Raw genomic sequence first — 18283 nt, forward strand, 5'->3', positions numbered from 1 at the left:
GACGATGGCCGAACGATCAACGCTGGAGACCGTCGCCGAAAACCGCTGCTTCGACGGCCGGGTGGTCCGCTACCGCCACCACGCCCGCAGCCTCGACTGCGAGATGATCTTCGGCGCCTACCTGCCCCCACAGGCCGAGCGCCGCTCGGTGCCGGTGCTCTACTGGCTCTCGGGGCTGACCTGCACCGACGAGAACTTCCTGCACAAGGCCGGCGCCCAGCGGCTGGCCGCCGAGCTGGGGCTCGCCATCGTCTGCCCGGACACCAGCCCGCGGGGCACCGACCTGCCCGGCGAGCACGACGACTACGACTTCGGTTCCGGCGCGGGCTTCTACGTCAACGCGACGCGTCCGCCATGGGACGGCCACTACCGGATGTACGACTACGTCATCGAGGAGCTGCCGGCGCTGGTGGAGGCCGAGCTTCCGGTCACCGGGCAACGCTCGATCAGCGGCCACTCCATGGGCGGCCACGGGGCGCTGGTCTGCGCCCTGCGCAACCCGGGCCGCTATCGCGCGGTCTCCGCGTTCGCCCCCATCTGCAACCCGGTCGCCGTGCCCTGGGGGCGCAAGGCCTTCTCGGGCTATCTGGGCGACGACGAGGCGCAGTGGCGCGCCTACGACGCGAGTCACCTCGTCGCCACGGCCCCGGAACGCTTGCCCCTGTTGGTGGACCAGGGCGAGGCGGATGGCTTCCTCGCCGAGCAGCTCCGTCCCGAGGCCTTGGAGGCCGCCTGTGAGGCCGCCGGCCACCCGCTGCGACTACGCCGGCGACCGGGCTACGATCACAGCTACTACTTCATCGCCAGCTTCATCGACGAGCACCTCCGCCACCACGCCGAGGCGCTGGGCTGCAGCGGCTGACCGACGGCCCCGCCCACCGCCGGCGACGGCGTCGCGTACGCCCCGATTGGGCTCCGGCGGGATCGGGCGGCGGGGACGCACCCCTGTAGCGGGTCTGTTAGGCTATGGAGCCATCGCAAACACCGTCTTTCAGGGGAATCGAAATGGCAGATGAATCCGGGCTCTCCGAGCTGAAGATGGACCCCAACGGGCTTTATCGCGAGGAGGTCTTCACCGACCGCCGCATCGGCACCATCCAGCGGCTGACGCCGGTGCGCACCGACGGCAGCGATGACCCGGACCGGGACGTGATCTACCTCGGCCAGACCCAGGTGATGACCCCCGCCGGGGCACTACCGTTGTCCTTCGAGCTCGAGGCCGACTCCCTCGGCGCCGCCATGGAGGCCTTCCCGGAGGCCGCACAGCAGGCCCTGGAGCAGACCATGGAGGAGCTCAAGGAAATGCAGCGCGAGTCCGCCTCGCGCATCGTCACGCCGGACCAGATGGGTGGCCAGGGCGGTGCCATGCCCGGGGGCGGCGCCGGCGGTGGCGGTGGCGGCATGCCGGGCGGCGGCTTCCAGCTGCGCTGAGCATGGGCGCAGAGGCAGATCGGGCGTCGTCCATCGACGAGGAGGCGGCAGCCCTCTGGGACTTCGCCGTGCGCGTCTATGACATGGCGGGCATCAAGGATGCCTGCCTCGCTGTACAGGCCCGCTACGGACTGAGCATCTCCACCCTGCTCGGTGCGATCTGGGCGGGGGCCCACGGCCATGGCCGCCTGGGCGCCACCCAGCTGGAAACCACGGTGCGCCGGGCCATCGAGTGGCACCGGGAGGTGATCGAGCCCATGCGTGCCCTGCGCCGGCGGCTGCGCCAGCAGCCACCACCGGGACTGGAGGCTCGGACGGAGGCCCTGCGCCGGGAAGTGCTGCGCCAGGAGCTGGAGGCGGAACGCATCGAGCAGCACCTGTTCCTGGAGGACTTCCCGCGCGGCGAGTGTGCGGTATCCCCGGCGGAGGAGCGCTGGCGGGACGCCACCGCCAATGCCGCACTGTATACCCGCAAGAGCTGCCCGCGCCCGGAGGCAGAGGCCCTCGACGCGTTGGCGCTGATCCTCGGGGCGGCGTTCCCGGACGTGGACGCGGCGGCGATCAAGCGCGAGGCCGCCGGTATCTGGCGGGTGGGCGGCTAGCTCAAGCCGAGCACCCGCACCGCATGGTGGATCTCCCGCAGCCGCTCCCCGTCACCGCCGCGATCGGGATGGTGGCGCATGGCCAGCCGCCGGTAGGCGCGCTTGATCTCGGCGTCGTCCACCGGGTCCTCCAGGCCGAGCACGGCCAGGGCATGGCCACGTTCCTCGCCCGCGGCGAACCGGCCCCAAAACGAGCCGAGCAGGCGCTGCACCTGGAGCTCGTCCACCTCCTCCAGGTTGACGTGCTCGGCGTAGAACTCGCGCAGCGGGTCCGGCATCGCCGGCCGGCTCGTCCCCTGCGGGGATGCCGGCAGCAACCGGATGCGCAGGCAGTGGATCTCCAGGGCCTCGCCACCAGCAGCGAGGCGCTCGGCGAGGCGGTAGAGGGTATGGAAGAGCAGGAAATGGGTGCGATACAGCCCAAGCGGCGTGGACAGGCTCGCCCCGTCGATCTCCGGCACGTCCGACCGGGCCTGTAGCACGCGGATGAGTTCGAACTCGCTGAGCGCCGCGGGCGCCGCCTCCCGGAGCAGCTCCTCCAGGAGGGGCAGATGATGGTCCCACGGGCCCGGCCATGCCGGCGTGCGCATTGTCTCCCCCCCGGTCACGGTATCCCCCTGCCGGCTGCTGCACCCAGGGCACACACCCCGTGGGACCGGATCCTATCGGATCCACGACAGCCCCGGAAGGGTGGACCCCGCCAACCCCGGGGAACGCCGACATGAGCGAATCCCCCCCCATCGCCCGCGTCGCCGTGCCCGGGCCGCTGCGTGGCGCCCTGGATTACCGCGTCGACGAGGGCGAGCCACTGCCGGGCATGAGGGCCCGTGTCCCCCTGGGGCGTCGCCAGGTCGTAGGCGTAGTGGTGGAGGTGCCGGTACGCGCCGGGGTGGCCCCGGGACGGCTCCGGCCGGTCACCGAATGGCCGGATGAGGCCCCGCTGCTCGACGAGGAGCTCCTGGGCTTCCTGCAATGGGCGGCGGACTACTACCACTACCCCATCGGCGAGGCCCTCGCCGCCGCCCTGCCCGTGCGCCTGCGCCAGGGGGCGCGGGCCGCCTACACCCGGGAGACCTGCTGGCGGATCACCGACGCCGGCCGGGAGGCCTCGGCGCAGAGCCTACAGGCGCGGGCACCGCGGCAGGCGGCCCTGCTGGAGCGGTTACAGGCCGCCGAAACCCTCACCGCCGCGCACTTCCCCGAGCGTGGCGGGGACTGGCGCGGGGGACTGGGCCGCCTGGCCGACAAGGGCCTGGCGGTGACCGAGACCGTGGACACACCGGCCCTGGTCGTCGGGCGAGCCCGGGAGGGGGCGGAACCGGTGCCCAACACCGACCAGCAAGAGGCTATCGACGCCCTGCGCGCCGCGCGGGGCTTCCAGGCCGTGGTGCTGGAAGGGGTGACCGGCAGCGGCAAGACGGAGGTCTATCTCCAGGCCATCGAGGCGGTGCTCGCCCGCGGCCTCCAGGCCCTGGTCATCGTCCCCGAGATCGGACTCACCCCGCAGCTGGTGGACCGCTTCGCCGGGCGACTGGACGCCCGCATCGCCGTGCTGCATTCGGCGCTGGCCGATGGGGAGCGCCTGGACGGCTGGCTCGCGGCCCGGGAGGGGCGCGCCGACGTGGTCATCGGCACCCGCTCGGCGGTCTTCACGCCGCTGGCACGCCCGGGGCTCATCGTCGTGGACGAGGAGCACGACGCCTCGCTCAAACAACAGGAGGGCTTCCGCTATTCCGCCCGCGACCTAGCCGTGGTCCGCGCCCGGCGCCTGGACCTACCGGTGGTACTCGGCAGCGCCACCCCGTCGCTGGAAACCCTCCACAATGCCCGGCGCGGGCGTTACAGCCTCCTCCATCTTCCCGCTCGCGCCGGCGGGGCGACGATGCCTGCGTTCCGGCTACTCGACGTGCGCGGGCGCCCCATGCGCGACGGGCTCTCCGAGCCCCTGCTGGAGCGGGTGCGCAGCCACCTCGATGCCGGTGGCCAGGTGCTGGTCTTTCTCAACCGCCGCGGCTTCGCACCGGTACTGCTGTGTCACGAGTGCGGCTGGCTGGCCGGGTGCGAGCGCTGCGACGCCCGGCTGACCTACCACCGTCACCGCTCTCGGCTGCACTGCCACCACTGCGACCACGAGCGTCCCGTCCCAAGGCAGTGCCCGGAGTGCGGCAGCGTCGACCTGCGCCCGGTGGGCCAGGGCACCGAGCGCCTGGAGGCAGCCATTGGCGAGGCCTTCCCCGACACTTCCATGATCCGCATCGATCGGGACAGCACCCGGCGCAAGGGGGCGTTCCAGCGCCAGATGGCCGCCGCCCAGAGCGGAGAGGCGCGCCTCCTGCTCGGTACCCAGATGCTCGCCAAGGGCCATCACCTCCCCGATGTGACCCTGGTGGCGGTAGTGGACGCCGACCAGGGGCTGTTCAGCGCCGACTTCCGTGCCCCGGAGCGCCTCGCCCAGCTCATCATCCAGGTGGCCGGGCGCGCCGGGCGCGCGGAGCGCCCCGGCGAGGTGGCCATTCAGACCCACCAGCCCGAGCACCCGTTGCTGCAGATGCTCATCCATGGCGGCTACCGGGCGTTCGCGGAGGAGGCGCTGCGTGAGCGGGAGGCCGCGGACCTGCCGCCGTTCAGTGCCCTGGCCCTGCTCCGCGCCGAGGCGGTGGATGCCGCCGCCCCCAGGGCCTTCCTGGAAGAGGCCCGGCAAGCGGCACCGGAGGAGGCAACCGTCACCCTGCTCGGGCCGGTGCCGGCGCCCATGGAACGCCGTGCCGGTCGTTACCGGGCACAGCTGCTGCTCCAGGCCTCGACCCGGGCGGCACTGCAGCACCACCTCAGCCGGTGGATGCCGACGGTGGCCGCCCTGAAGAGCGCGCGCCGGGTACGCTGGGCGCTGGACGTGGACCCGCTGGAGATGCTCTAGGGGGATCTCCCCTTCCTTGCATGAACGCCTGCACAGGCGATAATAGGGCGCTTCGACCATCCGCACACGGACAGCACCCGGCTACCTATGAAGCACCAACTCGCGGGACTGCTCGCCCAGGCCATGGAATCCCTGAAGGCCGCCGGCGAGCTGCCCACCGACATCGAGCTCGACATCCAGGTGGAGCGCGGCCGCGGCGCCGGCCACGGCGACTTCGCCACCAACACCGCCATGCGCCTGGCCAAACCGGCGAAGCGCCCGCCCCGGGAGATCGCCGAGGCCCTGGTGGGGGCACTGCCGAGGCATCCCTATGTGGAGCGGGTGGAGGTGGCCGGTCCGGGATTCATTAATTTCTTCCTCACCGATGAGGCCGCGTTCGCGGTGATCCGCGATGTCTGGGAACAGGGCGAGGGCTTCGGCCGCAGCGATGCCGGTGCCGGGCGCCGGATCCTGGTGGAGTTCGTCTCCGCCAACCCCACCGGCCCGTTACACGTCGGCCACGGTCGCGGCGCCGCCTTCGGCAGCGCCCTGGCGAAGCTCCTCTCCGCCGCCGGCTTCGAGGCGCACCGGGAGTATTACGTCAATGACGCAGGCCGGCAGATGGACATCCTCGCCGTGTCCGTGCTGCTGCGCTACCTCGAGCACCTCGGCGAGGCGGTGCGTTTCCCGGACAATGGCTACCGGGGCGAGTACATTCGCGACATCGCCGCAGAGCTGGCGACGCACCACGGCGACGCCTTTCGGTTGGACGCCGCCGAGCTCGCCGCGGGGGCGCCGGCGGACGCCTCGGAGGGCGGCGACAAGGAGGCCCATGTGGACGCGGTGATCCGCAACGCGCGGGCACTGCTCGGTGAGGCGGCGTACCGCGAGATCCAGGACGCCGCCCTCGAAGCCATCCTCGGCGACATCCGCGACGACCTGGCCGCCTTCGGGGTCACCTTCGACCGCTGGTTCTCCGAGCGCGGCCTCACCGAGGACGGCTCGGTGGCCCGTACAATCGAGCGCCTGGTCGAGGCCGGCCATTGCTACGAGGCCGAGGGGGCACTGTGGTTCCGGGCCACGGCCTTCGGCGACGACAAGGACCGGGTCGTGCGCCGCGCCGACGGCGCCACCACCTATTTCGCCTCGGACATCGCCTATCACCTGGACAAGTTCGAGCGCGGCTTCGATCAGCTCGTCGATGTCTTCGGCGCCGATCATCACGGCTACATGGCCCGGGTGCGGGCGAGCCTGGAGGCCTTCGGCTACCCGGCGGACCGGCTCGAGTTCCGCCTGGTGCAGTTCGCGATCCTCTACCGCGGCAGCGAGCGGCTGCCCATGTCCACCCGCTCCGGGGAGTTCGTCACCCTGCGCGAGCTGCGCGAGGAGGTGGGCGACGACGCCGCCCGCTTTTTCTACGTCATGCGCCGGCCCGAGCAGCATCTGGACTTCGACCTGGAGCTCGCCAAGTCGGAATCCGCAGACAATCCGGTCTACTACCTGCAGTACGCCCATGCGCGGATCTGCAGCGTGCTCCGCCAGCTCGACGAGCAGGGGCTGGAGCACGATCCGGAGGCAGGCTTCAACGCCATCGCCCGGCTCACCGAAGACCATGAGCAGACCCTGATCACCCAGCTGGCCCGCTACCCGGAGGTACTCGAGGGGGCGGCACTCGCCCATGAGCCGCACCAGCTCGCCCAGTACCTCCGCGATCTTGCCGGCGCCTTCCACACCTATTACAACGCCCACCAGTTCCTGGTGGAGGACGCGGGGCTGCGCAACGCCCGGCTCAATCTGGTACTCGCCGCCCGCCAGGTGCTGCGCAACGGCCTCGACATCCTCGCCATCGACGCCCCGGAGCGGATGTAGCCGTGGCGGCGAGTCGCGGCCAGTCCGGGCGCGGTGCCCGCCGCCGCAGCGGGGGCCGGGGTAAGGCCCAGGGGCGCTCCCTGCCGGGTTGGCTGTGGGGACTCGGCGGGCTCGCGGCAGGCCTGGCGGTGGCGGTGCTGGTGCACTGGCACCACACCAGCGGCGGACCGGAACAGCTCGCCGCGCTGTTCGGTGGGACACCCGAGCAACCAACCACCACCCCCGCCGAGCCCCAGGGCACGCCGGAGGGCGGGGACCGGCCGCGCTTCGAGTTCTACCGCCTGCTCCCCGAACAGGAGGTGGAGGTCCCGGACGAGCGCCCCACCACCGCGAAACGCGGCGAGACCGCGGAGCCGGCGGGGCCGGCCGTCTCCGCCGAGGACGGCCCGGTCGCCCAAGACCAGGCTCCCCCGGCGGCAGAGCGGAGCGACGGCCGCGATGCCGCCGAGCAGGCCGGCGCCGAGGGCCAGCGCTACCTGCTACAGGCGGGTTCGTTCCGTCAGGCCGACGACGCCGACCGCATGAAGGCGGAGCTCGCCCTGCTCGGGGTGGAGGCCCGCGTCCAGCGCGTGGAGCTCTCCGGCGGCGAGCTCTGGCACCGGGTCCGCCTCGGCCCGTTCGCCGATCTCCAGCGGGTCAACACCATCCGCCGGCGCCTGCAGGACAACGGCATCGAGACCATCCTCCTCAAGCGCAGCGGCTGAGCCTCACAGCGAGCGCTTGTTGCCCTGCTCGAACATCTCCTGCTTGAGGCGATAGAGCGTGGAGATGTCCTCGTCGCCATGGCCCTGCTCCATGAGGCGCTCGTAGTGCTTGAGGGTCATCTCCACCGTGGGCAGTGATACCCCCATGTTCTCGAGCATGCGCCGGCAGATGGAGAGGTCCTTGTGGTGCAGGGCCGCCTTGAAACCGGGGTCGTAGGTGCCACGCACCATGGTCGGGCCACGGTGGGTGAGGAACCAGTTACCGGCGGCACCACCACCGACCACGTCGATGACCCGGTCCATGTCCAGGCCCATGGCCTGGCCGAAGGCCAGCGCCTCCGTCACCGCCTGATTGATGCCGGCGACCATGATCTGATTCACCGCCTTGGTGGCCTGGCCGCTACCGGAATCCCCCATGTGGGTGACCGACTTGCCGATGGCCTCCAGGGCGGGCATGGCCTGGACCAACGCCTCGCCGTCGCCGCCGACCATGACCACGAGCTGGCCATTCTCCGCCCCCTCGCGGCCGCCGGAGACCGGCGCATCCAGGAAACGCGCGCCGCGCCCCGCCACCCGCGGGGCGGCCTCGTGGACGGTGTTCACGCCGATGGTGGAGGTATCCACCACCACGGCGCCCTCCTGCAGCCCCGGTGCCATGGCGTCCACCACCTCGAGGACGTCGGCATCCGCGGACACGCAGGTGATGATCACCTCGCAGGCCGCGGCCACGTCCTCGGGGGTGGCCGCCGCCGTGACACCGAGCTCCGCGGCCAGGGCCTCCGCCTTCTCGGTCGTGCGGTTCCATACCGTGCCCAGCAGGTCGTGCTTGGCCAGATTGCGCGCCATCCCGGCACCCATGGCACCGAGACCGATCACACCCACGTTCATGGCGAACCTCCTCTCTCTCGTAAATAGGTAGAGCCCTGCAGCCCCGCCTCCAGCTCCTGGAGGCAGGCCGCCCGGGTCTCCGGGTCCAGTGATGCGGCCCCTGCCCGCCGGCGGTAGGCCTGCAGCAGGCCCCGTTCGTCGAAGTGCACGTGCCGGAGGACCGCCTCCACGCTCTCGCCGTTGAACGGCTCCGAGAGCCGCCAGTCGCCGTCGGCGAGCACCACGTTCACGGCGTCCGTGTCGCCGAACAGATTGTGCATGTCACCGAGGATCTCCTGATAGGCCCCGACCAGGAAGACCCCTAGGACCAGGGTCTCCCCGTGGCGCCAGGCCGGAATCGGCAGTGTGGTCTCCACGCCGTCACGGTCCACATAGCGGTGGATCGCGCCGTCGGAGTCGCAGGTGAGATCCTGCAGGACCGCGCGGGCCTCCAGCGGCTCGTCCAAGCGATGGACCGGTAGGATGGGGAAGATCTGGTCGATGGCCCAGATGTCGGGCATGGACTGGAATAGCGAGAGGTTAGCGAAGATCTTGCCGGCCAGTCGCTCACGCAGGGTGTCGAGGACCTCCCGATGGGCCCGTACCCGCGGATCGAGGCGAGTCAGCACCCGGGCGCAGGTGGCACGGTAGAGGCGCTCCGCCTCCGCGCGGGCCGCGAGATCGAGCACCCCGTGGGTGTACATCGACTGCGCCTCCTCGAGCCCGTGGCAGGCGTCGTGGTAGACCTCGAGCGGCGAGCGCTCGGCCGTACCCGCATACCCCCCCCACAGGTCCTGCAGGATGGCGGGGGCCTCCGCATCGGGCGGCGACGGCGACGCACCCGTGTCGAACCCGTCCACGTCGATGATGTTGGTGAGCAGCACGGCGTGATGGGCGGTCATGGCCCGGCCGGACTCGGTGATGATCTCCGGGTGGGGCAGCCCACACTCGTCGCAGATCTCGCGGAGGGTGCGCACGATGTGCCAGGCATATTCACCCACCGAGTAGTTCATGGAGCAGAAGCTCCGGGAGTGGGTGCCCTCGTAGTCCACGCCGAGCCCGCCACCGACATCCACACGCTCCACCGGCGCCCCCAGGGTGCGGAGCTCGGCGTAGTAGCGCGCCGCCTCACGCATGCCCCGCTGGATATCGCCGATATGCGGAATCTGTGAACCCAGATGGAAGTGCACCAGCCCGAGCGCGTCCAGGGCGTCGGCGGCCTGGAGGCGCTCCACCACCTCCAGGGTCTGGGCGGCCGTGAGGCCGAACTTCGAGCGCTCTCCGCCGGTGTTCTGCCATTTCCCTTCGCCGATGGAGGCCAGGCGGATACGGACCCCCAACCGCGGTGCCACCCCGAGGCGCCCGGCCTCTGCGAGCAGTAGCTCCAGCTCGGAGAGTTTTTCCACCACTACCCATACATCCAGGCCGAGCTGGCGGGCGCGCAGGGCGAGGCGGATGTATTCGCGGTCCTTGTAGCCGTTGCAGATGACCCGGGCACCGGCCGGGGCCACGGCGAGGATGGCCATGAGCTCGGGCTTGCTGCCGGACTCCAGGCCCACCCGCGTATCGGCGGCGAGGACCTCCTCGACCACGCGGCGCTGCTGGTTGACCTTGATCGGATACACCGCCGTGTGCCCGGCGCGGTACCCCTCCCGGGCGATGGCCTCGGCGAAGGCGCCGCAGAGTCGCTGCACGCGGTCATGGAGGATATCCACGAAGCGGACCAACAACGGCAGGTCCAAGCCCTCCCGGGCCGCCGCCCGCGCCACCTCGTGGAGGTCCACCGCCGGACCGTCGGCGCCCCGCGGCATCGCGACCACCCGGCCGCCGTCGGTGACGTCGAAGTAACCCTCGCCCCAGTGGGCAATATTGTAGCTCTCCCGGGCCGCGGCGCTGTGGCCGTCCGTCATTGCCGCCACTCCTCCCGAATCCCCGCCACCGACCGTACCCGTGCCTGGTGCACCGCATCGGCGATGTCCGGCCCCTTGAGGCCCTGATCCACGAACGGCCGCGCCACTACCGCCCGGGCCGCCGTGAAGGCCGCCTCCAGGTAGCGCCCCTGGGGATAGTCGCTGTCCGCCAGCCCCGCCCGGCCGCGGGCATCGGCCTCGCAGGCGGCGATGAAACGGGACACCCGCTCCGGCTTGCGGAAGGCGTCCATGGACTCGAACAGCCGCACCACGGTGGCCGGTCGTAGCTGCGGGGCCTGATGGGCCTGCAGGTGATAACGGGTGACCAACCGGGCGAGGTCGCGGCAATCGTTGGATACCCGCAGGCGCTGGCAGACGCCGTCCACCAAGGGCACACCCCGCTCCTCGTGGCCGCGGTGGCGCGGCAGCTCCTCCGCCGGCGTCACCCCCTTGCCCAGGTCGTGGACCAGGACCGCGAAGCGCACCGGCAGCTCATCGCTGATCCGCGCTGCCCTATCCAGGGCCAGGCAGAGGTGTTCGCCGGTGTCGATCTCCGGGTGGAAGTCGGCCCGCTGGGGCACGCCGAACAGGGCATCCACCTCCGGCAGCAGCACGGCCAACGCCCCGCAGTCGCGCAGCACGCGCAGGAAGGCGCTGGGCGCATCCGCCATCAGGGCGCGGCTGACCTCCTGCCAGACCCGTTCCGGGACCAGCGCCTCCACTTCACCGTCGGCGACCATCTCCCGGCACAGGCCAAGGGTCTCGTCGGCGACCCGGAAGCCGAGGGAGGCGAAGCGGGCGGCGAAGCGCGCCAGGCGCAGGATGCGCACGGGGTCCTCGCGGAACGCGGGCGACACGTGGCGGAGCTGCCGGCGCTCCAGGTCCGCACGCCCGCCATAGGGGTCGATGACCCGGCCCTCGGCGTCCTCGGCCATGGCGTTGATGGTGAGATCTCGCCGCGCTAGGTCCTCCTCCAGGCTCACTTCCGGCGCGGCATGGAAGGTGAAGCCGTGATAGCCGCGCCCCACCTTGCGCTCGGTACGCGCCAGGGCATATTCCTCGCCGGTCTCCGGGTGGAGGAAGACGGGGAACTCCCGGCCCACTGGCCGGAAGCCGGCGGCGCGCATGCCCTCGGGGGTGGCGCCCACCACCACCCAGTCCCGCTCGGTTACCGGTAGCCCCAGCAGGCGGTCGCGCACGGCGCCCCCCACCTGATAGACCCGCGCCCCCTCGGGGCAGCGCACGGCCGTGGAAGGGGAGGGGCTACCCGGCATCAGGCCCGGCGTGCCGTGCGGCGGAAGCGGTTGTAGGCCATGCGTGCACGGCGGCGGCCGAGATACAGCGGAACCACCGCCTCCACCGCCGTGGGATGGATGCCGAGCCGGCCGAGGCCATCGTCGCTGCAGACGTTATCGACCTGACTCGAGAGGTAGTTGTCCATGGTGTAGGGCCGCCCCGGCGCGTGCTGCATTACCCGCGCCTGTAGCCGTGAGAGACCGTCGGAGAGCCCGATCACCGGTTTGCGGGTACCGATGAGCTCGGCGCAGTACTCGACGAGCTCGCGCAGGCTGTAGACCCGCGGGCCACAGAGCTCATAGGTCTGGCCGAAGGTATCGGAATTGTCCAGGGAACGGATGAACGCCTCGGCCACGTCACCCACGTAGACCGGCTTGAAGCGCGCATTGGGGGTGGGCACGGGCATCAACGGCGCCAGGCGCAGCATGGTGGCGAACTGGTTGAGGAAGTTGTCCTCCCGGCCGAAGATCACCGACGGCTTGAACACCGTCACCGGGAAGCCGGCATGGTGCGCCTCCAGCGCCAGGCGCTCGCCCTCCGCCTTGGTCTGCAGATAACGGCTCGGCGCATCCGTGGACGCCCCGAGGGCGCTCATGTGCAGCAGGCGCCGCACCCCGGCGGCGCGGGCGCTCTCGACGATGTTGCGCACCAGCTTCACGTGGACCTCGTCGAAGCCGCGGGCGCGGCCGGGCTCGTCGTGGAGCACGCCGACGAGGTTGATCACCGCGTCCATTCCCCGGAGCTCGCGGCGTAGGGTATCCGCGTCGTGGATATCCGCTTCCACCAGCTCCAGGTTGGGGATCGGCAGCAGGTGGCGGCTGCGCTCGCGGTTGGTGGTCAGCACCCGTATCCGCACGTCCGTGTTGGCCAGCCGATTGGCGATATGCCGCCCCACGAAACCGGAGCCGCCGAGGATACAGACGGATTTCACTCGCATGGGCCACGCCCCCCTGTGATCCGGAAAAATCCCAAAACCTGGCGCTATTGTAAGGGAACAAGGCGCTGCAGTGGGCGGGCGCCACCATTGATCACCGGCATCCCGCCTGAATGCGACGGCACGAATCTGCGATACTAGGCGTTTTGCGCAGTGAGGGGGCGCCTTGGAGATCCTCGCCATCTATCTGCTCGCGGGGGCGAGCGCCGGTTTCGCCTCAGGGCTGTTCGGCATCGGCGGCGGGCTGATCATCGTGCCGGTGCTGCTGGCCGTCTTCGCATGGCAGGGGATGGACCCGGCCGTGGCCACCCATCTCGCCATCGGCAGCTCCCTGGCGACTATCATCGTCACCTCGATCTCGTCGCTGCGGGCCCACTGGCGGTTGGAGAACATCCTCTGGGCGGTGTGGCGGCCGCTAGCGCTCGGCCTGGTTGCCGGCGCCCTGGCGGGTGCCCAGGTCGCCGGCCTGATGCCCGGGGACCTGCTCCAGGGCGTATTCGGCACCTTCGTGCTGGTGATGGCCGCGCGGATGGCCTTCGGTGGCCAACCCCCCGCCCACCGTAGCGTCCCCGGCCCCCTCGGGCTCGGCGCCGTGGGGGTGGGCATAGGGGCGGTATCGAGCATCGTCGGTATCGGCGGCGGCAGCCTCACCGTGCCCTTCCTCGCCTGGTGCGCCGTGCCCATGCGCGCGGCGGTGGGGACCTCCGCCGCCGCCGGCCTGCCCATTGCGGCCGCCGGCACGGTGGGCTTTATCATCGCCGGCGGCCTCCATGCCCGCGCCGAGCTCCCGGAGTGGGCCACCGGGTTCATCTATTGGCCGGCGGTGGCCGGCATCACCGCCGCCAGCGTCCTGTTGGCCCCGGTGGGGGCGCGGCTCGCCAGCCGCCTGCCCCAGCACATCCTGAAACGCGCCTTCGCCGTCTTCCTGGTGCTGGTTGGCGCCCGACTGCTAATCGGCTAATCGGCTCAACCGACGCCGAGCTTCTTCTCCAGATAGTGGATGTTGGTCCCGCCCTGGCGGAAGGCGGAGTCGCTGAGCAGATCCAGGTGGAGCTCGGCGTTGGTCTTGATCCCCTCCACCACCAGCTCGGTGAGCGCGATGCGCATCCGGGCAATGGCGCTGTCGCGGTTGTCCGCCCAGGTGATGATCTTGCCGATCATGGAATCGTAGTGGGGCGGGACCACGTAGCTGGAGTAGATGTGGGAGTCCACCCGCACCCCCGGACCGCCCGGCGCATGGAACTGCTCGATGCGCCCCGGCGAGGGGATGAACGAGCGCGGGTCCTCGGCATTGAGCCGGCATTCTACGGCATGGCCGCGGATGCGGATGTCGTGCTGGGCGTAGCGCAGGCGCTCTCCGGCGGCGACGCGCAGCTGCTCGGCCACCAGGTCCACGCCGGTGACCTCCTCGGTGACCGGGTGCTCCACCTGGATACGGGTGTTCATCTCGATGAAGAAGAACTGGCCGTCCTGGTAGAGGAACTCGAAGGTCCCCGCCCCACGGTAGCCGAGCTGCCGGCAGGCCTCGGCGCAGCGCTCGCCGATGTCCCGGCGCTGGGTCTCGGTCAGCCCGGGGGCCGGGCTCTCCTCGATGACCTTCTGGTGACGGCGCTGCATGGAGCAGTCCCGCTCGCCGAGGTGGATGGCGTTGCCATGGCCGTCGGCGAGCACCTGGATCTCGATGTGCCGCGGGTCGTCCAGGTACTTCTCCATGTAGACGATGTCGCTGCCGAAGGCGTTCTGGGCCTCGGCCCGGGTCACCGAGATGGCGTGCAGGAGGTTGGCCTCGCTGTGGACCACCCGCATCCCGCGCCCGCCGCCGCCGGCGGCGGCCTTGATGATTACCGGGTAGCCGATGCGCTCGGCGGTGGCGAGGTTCTCCTGCTGCTCCTCACCGAGCGGGCCGCCGGAGCCCGGCACACAGGGGATGCCCGCGGCCTTCATGGCCTCGATGGCGGAGACCTTGTCCCCCATCATGCGGATGGTTTCGGCACGCGGGCCGATGAACACGAACCCGGAGTTCTCCACGCGTTCGGCGAAGTCCGCGTTCTCCGAGAGGAAGCCGTAACCGGGGTGAATGGCAGTGGCATCGGTGACCTCCGCCGCGGAGATGATCGCCGGGATGTTGAGGTAGCTCTCCGACGATGGCGGCGGGCCGATGCACACGGACTCGTCGGCGAGGCGCACGTGCTTGAGCTCACGGTCGGCACTGGAGTGGACGGCGACGGTGCGGATGCCGAGCTCCCGGCAGGCGCGCAGGATGCGCAGCGCGATCTCGCCGCGGTTGGCGATGACGACTTTGTCGAGCATGGTGATCTTCCCTTCCCGGGTGGTGCGGTCACTCGATGACGAACAGCGGCTGATCGAACTCCACCGGCTGGCCGTTCTCCACGAGGATGCTGCGCACCAACCCGGCCCGGTCGGCCTCGATCTGGTTGAGCATCTTCATCGCCTCGATGATGCAGAGGGTATCCCCCACCTCCACCTGCTGGCCCTCCTCGACGAACGACGGTGCGCCCGGCGAGGACGAGCGGTAAAAGGTGCCCACCATCGGTGAGCGCACCGTGTATCCCGAGGGCTCCGCCGGCGTCTCCGGCTGGGTGCCACTGTCGCCGGATGAGGCGGGCGCTGGCGCCGGGGCCGGTTCGGGCGCGGGGACCTGGTATTGGACGGGGGGAGCGGCCTGGGCCTCGCGGCCACGGCTGATACGCACCGACTCCTCGCCCTCGCAGATCTCGATCTCGTTGATGCCGGATTCCTCGAGCAGCTCGATGAGGCGCTTGATCTTACGGATATCCATGGGTGTTCAGTCCTGTCCCGTGCGCCGGAGCGCGGCGTCCAAGGCATAGTCGTAACCGTCCGCGCCGAGGCCCGTGATGACCCCCTCAGCGCGGTCGGAGAGATAGGAATGGGCACGAAACGGCTCCCGCGCATACACGTTCGAGAGGTGTACCTCTATGAACGGGATCGCCACGGCGAGCAGTGCGTCACGGATGGCGACGCTGGTGTGGGTGAACGCGGCCGGATTGATGATGATAAAGTCCACGGACTCATCGGCGGCACGCTGGATGCGCTCGACGATCTCGTGTTCCGCGTTGCTCTGAAAGCACATCAGTGTCGCGCCCTGCTCCTGGGCGCGGCGGGTGAGCGCCGTTTCGATGGCCTCCAGGCCCGCGCGCCCGTAATAGCCGGGCTCACGGCTGCCGAGCAGGTTCAGGTTCGGCCCGTTGATCAGCAATACCGTCGCCATTGCCCTTCCCCCGATTGGCGACATTCATCCGGGGCGGATGACGTCAGCGCGGTATTGTGAATGGGCAGGGCGAAAATGTCTAGTTCGCTGCAGTTGGCCGCAGGATCCAAATTTTTCCGCGGAGTTTTCGATCACCCCCGGTTTCGGGAGAGCTCGGAGAGGATCGGTGCCAGCTCGCCTTCGCGGACCTGGCGGGCAAAGACATGGCGGATGCGCCCGCCTCGATCGATGACCACGGTATAGGGCAGCGCCCCGCTGTCGCTGCCGTAGCGGGTCTGCACGTCCATCGCGGCCCCCACTCCGTGGAGGGTCGGATAATCGAGGGGCTGTTCCTCGATAAAGCCGCGCACGGCCTCCAGGCGATCGACGGCGACGCCGACGAACTGGACGCCCCGCTCGCCGAAACGCGCCTGGAGCTCGTTGAACAGTGGGATCTCCTCGCGGCAGGGCGGACACCAACTGGCCCAGAAGTTGAGCACGATGACCTGGCCATCCCACTCGGTGATGGAACGGCGCTCGCCGTCGAGATCCGGAAGGGTGAACACCGGTCGGACCGTCCCCTGGCGCTCCTGGTACCAGAGCAGGCCGCCCACCCCGAAGGCGATGCCGAGCAGCAGCGCCAGGGCGACGTAGATGAGCCGCCGCATCAGCCCGCCGCCCCCGTGCCCCACGCGCGCTCCAGGCGGCCGATGAAGGCCTCCGGGCCGAGGAACCCCACCACCCGGTGCTCACGGCGCTCCTCGCCATCGGCATCAAAGAGCATCACCGCCGGCGGCAGGAATACGTCGTAGGCCTGAAGCAGACGCTTGTCCGCCGCGCTCATCTCGGTGACATCCACCCGCAACAGCTCGGCGCCGGCAAGGCGCTCGCGCACCGTGGCGTCGGCAAAGGTCTCCTCATCGAGCTTGACGCAATACACGCACCAATCGGCATAGACATCCACCAGCGCCGGACGGCCCGACGCCTGCGCCCCCGCCAGGGCCTCGCGCAGCCCGGAGAGGTCATCCACCTCGCGGAACTCGCCCACCACGCCGGTGGGTTCGGGGGCGGGCCCGCCGGCCACGGTGAGCGAACTAAGCGGGCGCCAGACATCACCGCCCCCGGCCGAGGCGCCCACCAGCGCCACCGCCCCCCAGATGAACAGCGCCATGCCCCCGGCCTTGCGCAGCCGCCGCGCCGGCGGCGCGCCGGGCCCTAGGCGATCGAGCCCCCCGAGGAAGACACCGCAGCCGAGCAGTAACGCACCCCAAAGGGCGAGGGTCACCGCACCGTCAAGGAGGCGCTCGAGCAGGTAGATGGCCACGCCCAGGAAGAGCACGCCCACCACGGCCCGCACCGCCGTCATCCACGGCCCGGCACGGGGCAACCAGCGGCCGGCGGCGGTACCGATGGCCAGCAACGGCACCCCCATCCCGTTGGCAAGGACGAACAGCGCCAACCCCCCGAGCCAGGCGTCACCGGTGGTGCTGATGAAGGCCAGGGCGACGATGAGCGCCGGCCCGGAGCAGGCGCCGACGATGAGCGCCGAGAGCATGCCCATGACCGCTGCGCCGGCGAAGGTGCCACCATGCTGGCGGTGGGAGAGCGCCGCCAGCCGCGTCTGCCAGGCACTCGGCAGCTGCAGCTGGAATACCCCGAGCATGGCCAGGGCCATCACCACCAGCAGCGCCGCAAAGCCGCCGAGCACCCATGGCCCCTGGAGGTCGGCCTGGATCGCGGAACCGGTGAGCCCGGCGGCTACACCAGCGGCCGCGTAGGTGACCGCCGTGGCCTCCACATAGACCAGCGACAACCAGAACGCCCGGGCGCCGGTGCGATGGCGATCACCGGCAATGAGCCCGGAGAGGATGGGCACCATGGGATAGAGGCAGGCGGTGAAGGCCAGCAACAGCCCGGCCACGAAGAAACCGCCGAGGATAGGCACCAGCCGGCCGCTGGCCAGCGCGCCGTCCAGGGCGGCGGAGCCGCCGGAGACCCAACCCCCCCCGCCGCTGGCGCCCGCCGCCGGGGCGGCGCCATCGACGCCGGCCACCGCCACCTCCACCGTTTCCGGCGGGTAGCAGACACCGGCCTCGGCGCAACCCTGGTAGTCGGCCACCAGGGTGAACGGCCCGCCCTCGTCCACATAGATGGACATGGACACCGGCTCCCGGAAGACCGCCACTTCGCCAAAATACGGATCTTCGTCGATCTCGCCGGGCGGGGACTCGATGCGGCGGACCACCTCGCCCCCCGCGCCGCGGAAGTCGATCTTGTCGCGGTAGAGGTAGTAGCCCTCCTGGACGTCCCAGCGGGCCACCAACCGATCCTCGGCGACGCGCTCAACGGTGAGCGGGAAGGCCTGCTCCGGCGGCAGCAGATCCTCCTGGCCGCCGACGAGCCCGGACAGCGCACCGGACTGCCCCTGGGCCCCCACGGCGGCGGCGAGGAGCAACAGCAGGCAGCCCAGGGCCAGGACGGGCGGCGAGAACAAGCGGCGATGCGCGGTGCGATGCGGCATGGGGTAGCACGGATCTCCGTTGCG

General features: G+C 70.6%; 17 protein-coding genes. 7 read left to right on the forward strand and 10 right to left on the reverse strand.

Translation table 11 applies throughout. The features are described from left to right. The first annotated feature begins 4 nt into the window (after nucleotides 1-4). The 3 genes from fghA (at nucleotide 5) to ACQ754_RS13800 (ending at nucleotide 2033) form a co-directional block, all read left to right on the forward strand. Nucleotides 5-862 (forward strand): S-formylglutathione hydrolase, encoded by an 858-nt coding sequence (fghA, locus tag ACQ754_RS13790; protein WP_440997615.1) that lies wholly within the window; start codon nucleotides 5-7, stop codon nucleotides 860-862. Between the two features lie 143 nt (nucleotides 863-1005). Continuing rightward, nucleotides 1006-1431 carry a hypothetical protein gene (locus tag ACQ754_RS13795; RefSeq protein WP_440997616.1) on the forward strand — a complete coding sequence of 142 codons (426 nt, stop codon included), beginning with the start codon at nucleotides 1006-1008 and terminating at the stop codon, nucleotides 1429-1431. Nucleotides 1432-1433: 2 nt separating this feature from the next. Beyond that, nucleotides 1434-2033, forward strand: coding sequence for a TIGR02444 family protein (locus tag ACQ754_RS13800; protein WP_440997617.1), 600 nt, complete (start codon nucleotides 1434-1436; stop codon nucleotides 2031-2033). Here ACQ754_RS13800 and ACQ754_RS13805 read toward each other — a convergent pair. Further along, a complete protein-coding gene (locus ACQ754_RS13805; RefSeq protein ID WP_440997618.1) occupies nucleotides 2030-2623 on the reverse strand; it encodes a DNA-J related domain-containing protein in 594 nt (197 codons plus the stop codon). The genes ACQ754_RS13800 and ACQ754_RS13805 overlap by 4 nt on opposite strands. Nucleotides 2624-2754: 131 nt before the next feature. Here ACQ754_RS13805 and ACQ754_RS13810 point away from each other — a divergent pair, with 131 nt between their 5' ends. The 3 genes from ACQ754_RS13810 to ACQ754_RS13820 all read left to right on the forward strand — a co-directional run bounded on the left by ACQ754_RS13810 (nucleotide 2755) and on the right by ACQ754_RS13820 (nucleotide 7502). Beyond that, nucleotides 2755-4950, forward strand: coding sequence for a primosomal protein N' (locus ACQ754_RS13810; RefSeq protein ID WP_440997619.1), 2196 nt, complete (start codon nucleotides 2755-2757; stop codon nucleotides 4948-4950). An 87-nt stretch (nucleotides 4951-5037) separates the two neighbouring features. Further along, entirely contained in the window at nucleotides 5038-6798 is a 1761-nt protein-coding gene (gene argS, locus ACQ754_RS13815) for an arginine--tRNA ligase (RefSeq protein ID WP_440997620.1), read from the forward strand. A gap of 2 nt (nucleotides 6799-6800) precedes the next feature. Beyond that, a complete protein-coding gene (locus ACQ754_RS13820) occupies nucleotides 6801-7502 on the forward strand; it encodes an SPOR domain-containing protein (protein WP_440997621.1) in 702 nt (233 codons plus the stop codon). Nucleotides 7503-7505: 3 nt separating this feature from the next. Here ACQ754_RS13820 and ACQ754_RS13825 read toward each other — a convergent pair whose 3' ends face one another. The 4 genes from ACQ754_RS13825 to ACQ754_RS13840 are packed head-to-tail and all read right to left on the reverse strand — an operon-like array spanning nucleotide 7506 to nucleotide 12512. Then, complete coding sequence (locus tag ACQ754_RS13825) at nucleotides 7506-8390, reverse strand: NAD(P)-dependent oxidoreductase (protein ID WP_440997622.1); 885 nt, start codon at nucleotides 8388-8390, stop codon at nucleotides 7506-7508. Then, the gene (gene speA, locus ACQ754_RS13830; RefSeq protein WP_440997623.1) at nucleotides 8387-10279 is read right to left on the reverse strand and encodes a biosynthetic arginine decarboxylase; all 1893 of its coding nucleotides are present in this window, start codon (nucleotides 10277-10279) and stop codon (nucleotides 8387-8389) included. The genes ACQ754_RS13825 and speA overlap by 4 nt, the downstream gene beginning before the upstream one ends. Continuing rightward, complete coding sequence (locus ACQ754_RS13835) at nucleotides 10276-11553, reverse strand: multifunctional CCA addition/repair protein (RefSeq protein ID WP_440997624.1); 1278 nt, start codon at nucleotides 11551-11553, stop codon at nucleotides 10276-10278. Before ACQ754_RS13835 ends, speA begins: the two co-directional genes overlap by 4 nt. Next, nucleotides 11553-12512, reverse strand: a complete 960-nt coding sequence (locus tag ACQ754_RS13840) for a complex I NDUFA9 subunit family protein (RefSeq protein ID WP_440997625.1) — start codon at nucleotides 12510-12512, stop codon at nucleotides 11553-11555. Before ACQ754_RS13840 ends, ACQ754_RS13835 begins: the two co-directional genes overlap by 1 nt. A 163-nt stretch (nucleotides 12513-12675) precedes the next feature. Here ACQ754_RS13840 and ACQ754_RS13845 point away from each other — a divergent pair, with 163 nt between their 5' ends. Beyond that, complete coding sequence (locus tag ACQ754_RS13845; RefSeq protein ID WP_440997626.1) at nucleotides 12676-13470, forward strand: sulfite exporter TauE/SafE family protein; 795 nt, start codon at nucleotides 12676-12678, stop codon at nucleotides 13468-13470. A 5-nt stretch (nucleotides 13471-13475) separates the two neighbouring features. On the opposite strand, the gene accC is transcribed toward ACQ754_RS13845, so the two are convergent. From accC to dsbD, 5 genes are all read right to left on the reverse strand, one after another. After that, the gene (gene accC, locus ACQ754_RS13850) at nucleotides 13476-14819 is read right to left on the reverse strand and encodes an acetyl-CoA carboxylase biotin carboxylase subunit (RefSeq protein WP_440997627.1); all 1344 of its coding nucleotides are present in this window, start codon (nucleotides 14817-14819) and stop codon (nucleotides 13476-13478) included. Between the two features lie 28 nt (nucleotides 14820-14847). Then, nucleotides 14848-15309, reverse strand: coding sequence for an acetyl-CoA carboxylase biotin carboxyl carrier protein (gene accB / locus ACQ754_RS13855; protein ID WP_440997628.1), 462 nt, complete (start codon nucleotides 15307-15309; stop codon nucleotides 14848-14850). Between the two features lie 6 nt (nucleotides 15310-15315). Next, nucleotides 15316-15759: a type II 3-dehydroquinate dehydratase gene (gene aroQ / locus ACQ754_RS13860; protein WP_440997629.1), complete on the reverse strand. Its 444-nt coding sequence runs from the start codon at nucleotides 15757-15759 to the stop codon at nucleotides 15316-15318. Nucleotides 15760-15890: 131 nt separating this feature from the next. Then, complete coding sequence (locus ACQ754_RS13865) at nucleotides 15891-16430, reverse strand: TlpA family protein disulfide reductase (protein ID WP_440997630.1); 540 nt, start codon at nucleotides 16428-16430, stop codon at nucleotides 15891-15893. Next, nucleotides 16406-18259, reverse strand: coding sequence for a protein-disulfide reductase DsbD (gene dsbD / locus ACQ754_RS13870; protein ID WP_440997631.1), 1854 nt, complete (start codon nucleotides 18257-18259; stop codon nucleotides 16406-16408). Before dsbD ends, ACQ754_RS13865 begins: the two co-directional genes overlap by 25 nt. Between the last annotated feature and the right edge of the window lie 24 nt (nucleotides 18260-18283).

This window comes from Arhodomonas sp. SL1 (assembly GCF_052060015.1).
Taxonomy (GTDB): domain Bacteria; phylum Pseudomonadota; class Gammaproteobacteria; order Nitrococcales; family Nitrococcaceae; genus Arhodomonas.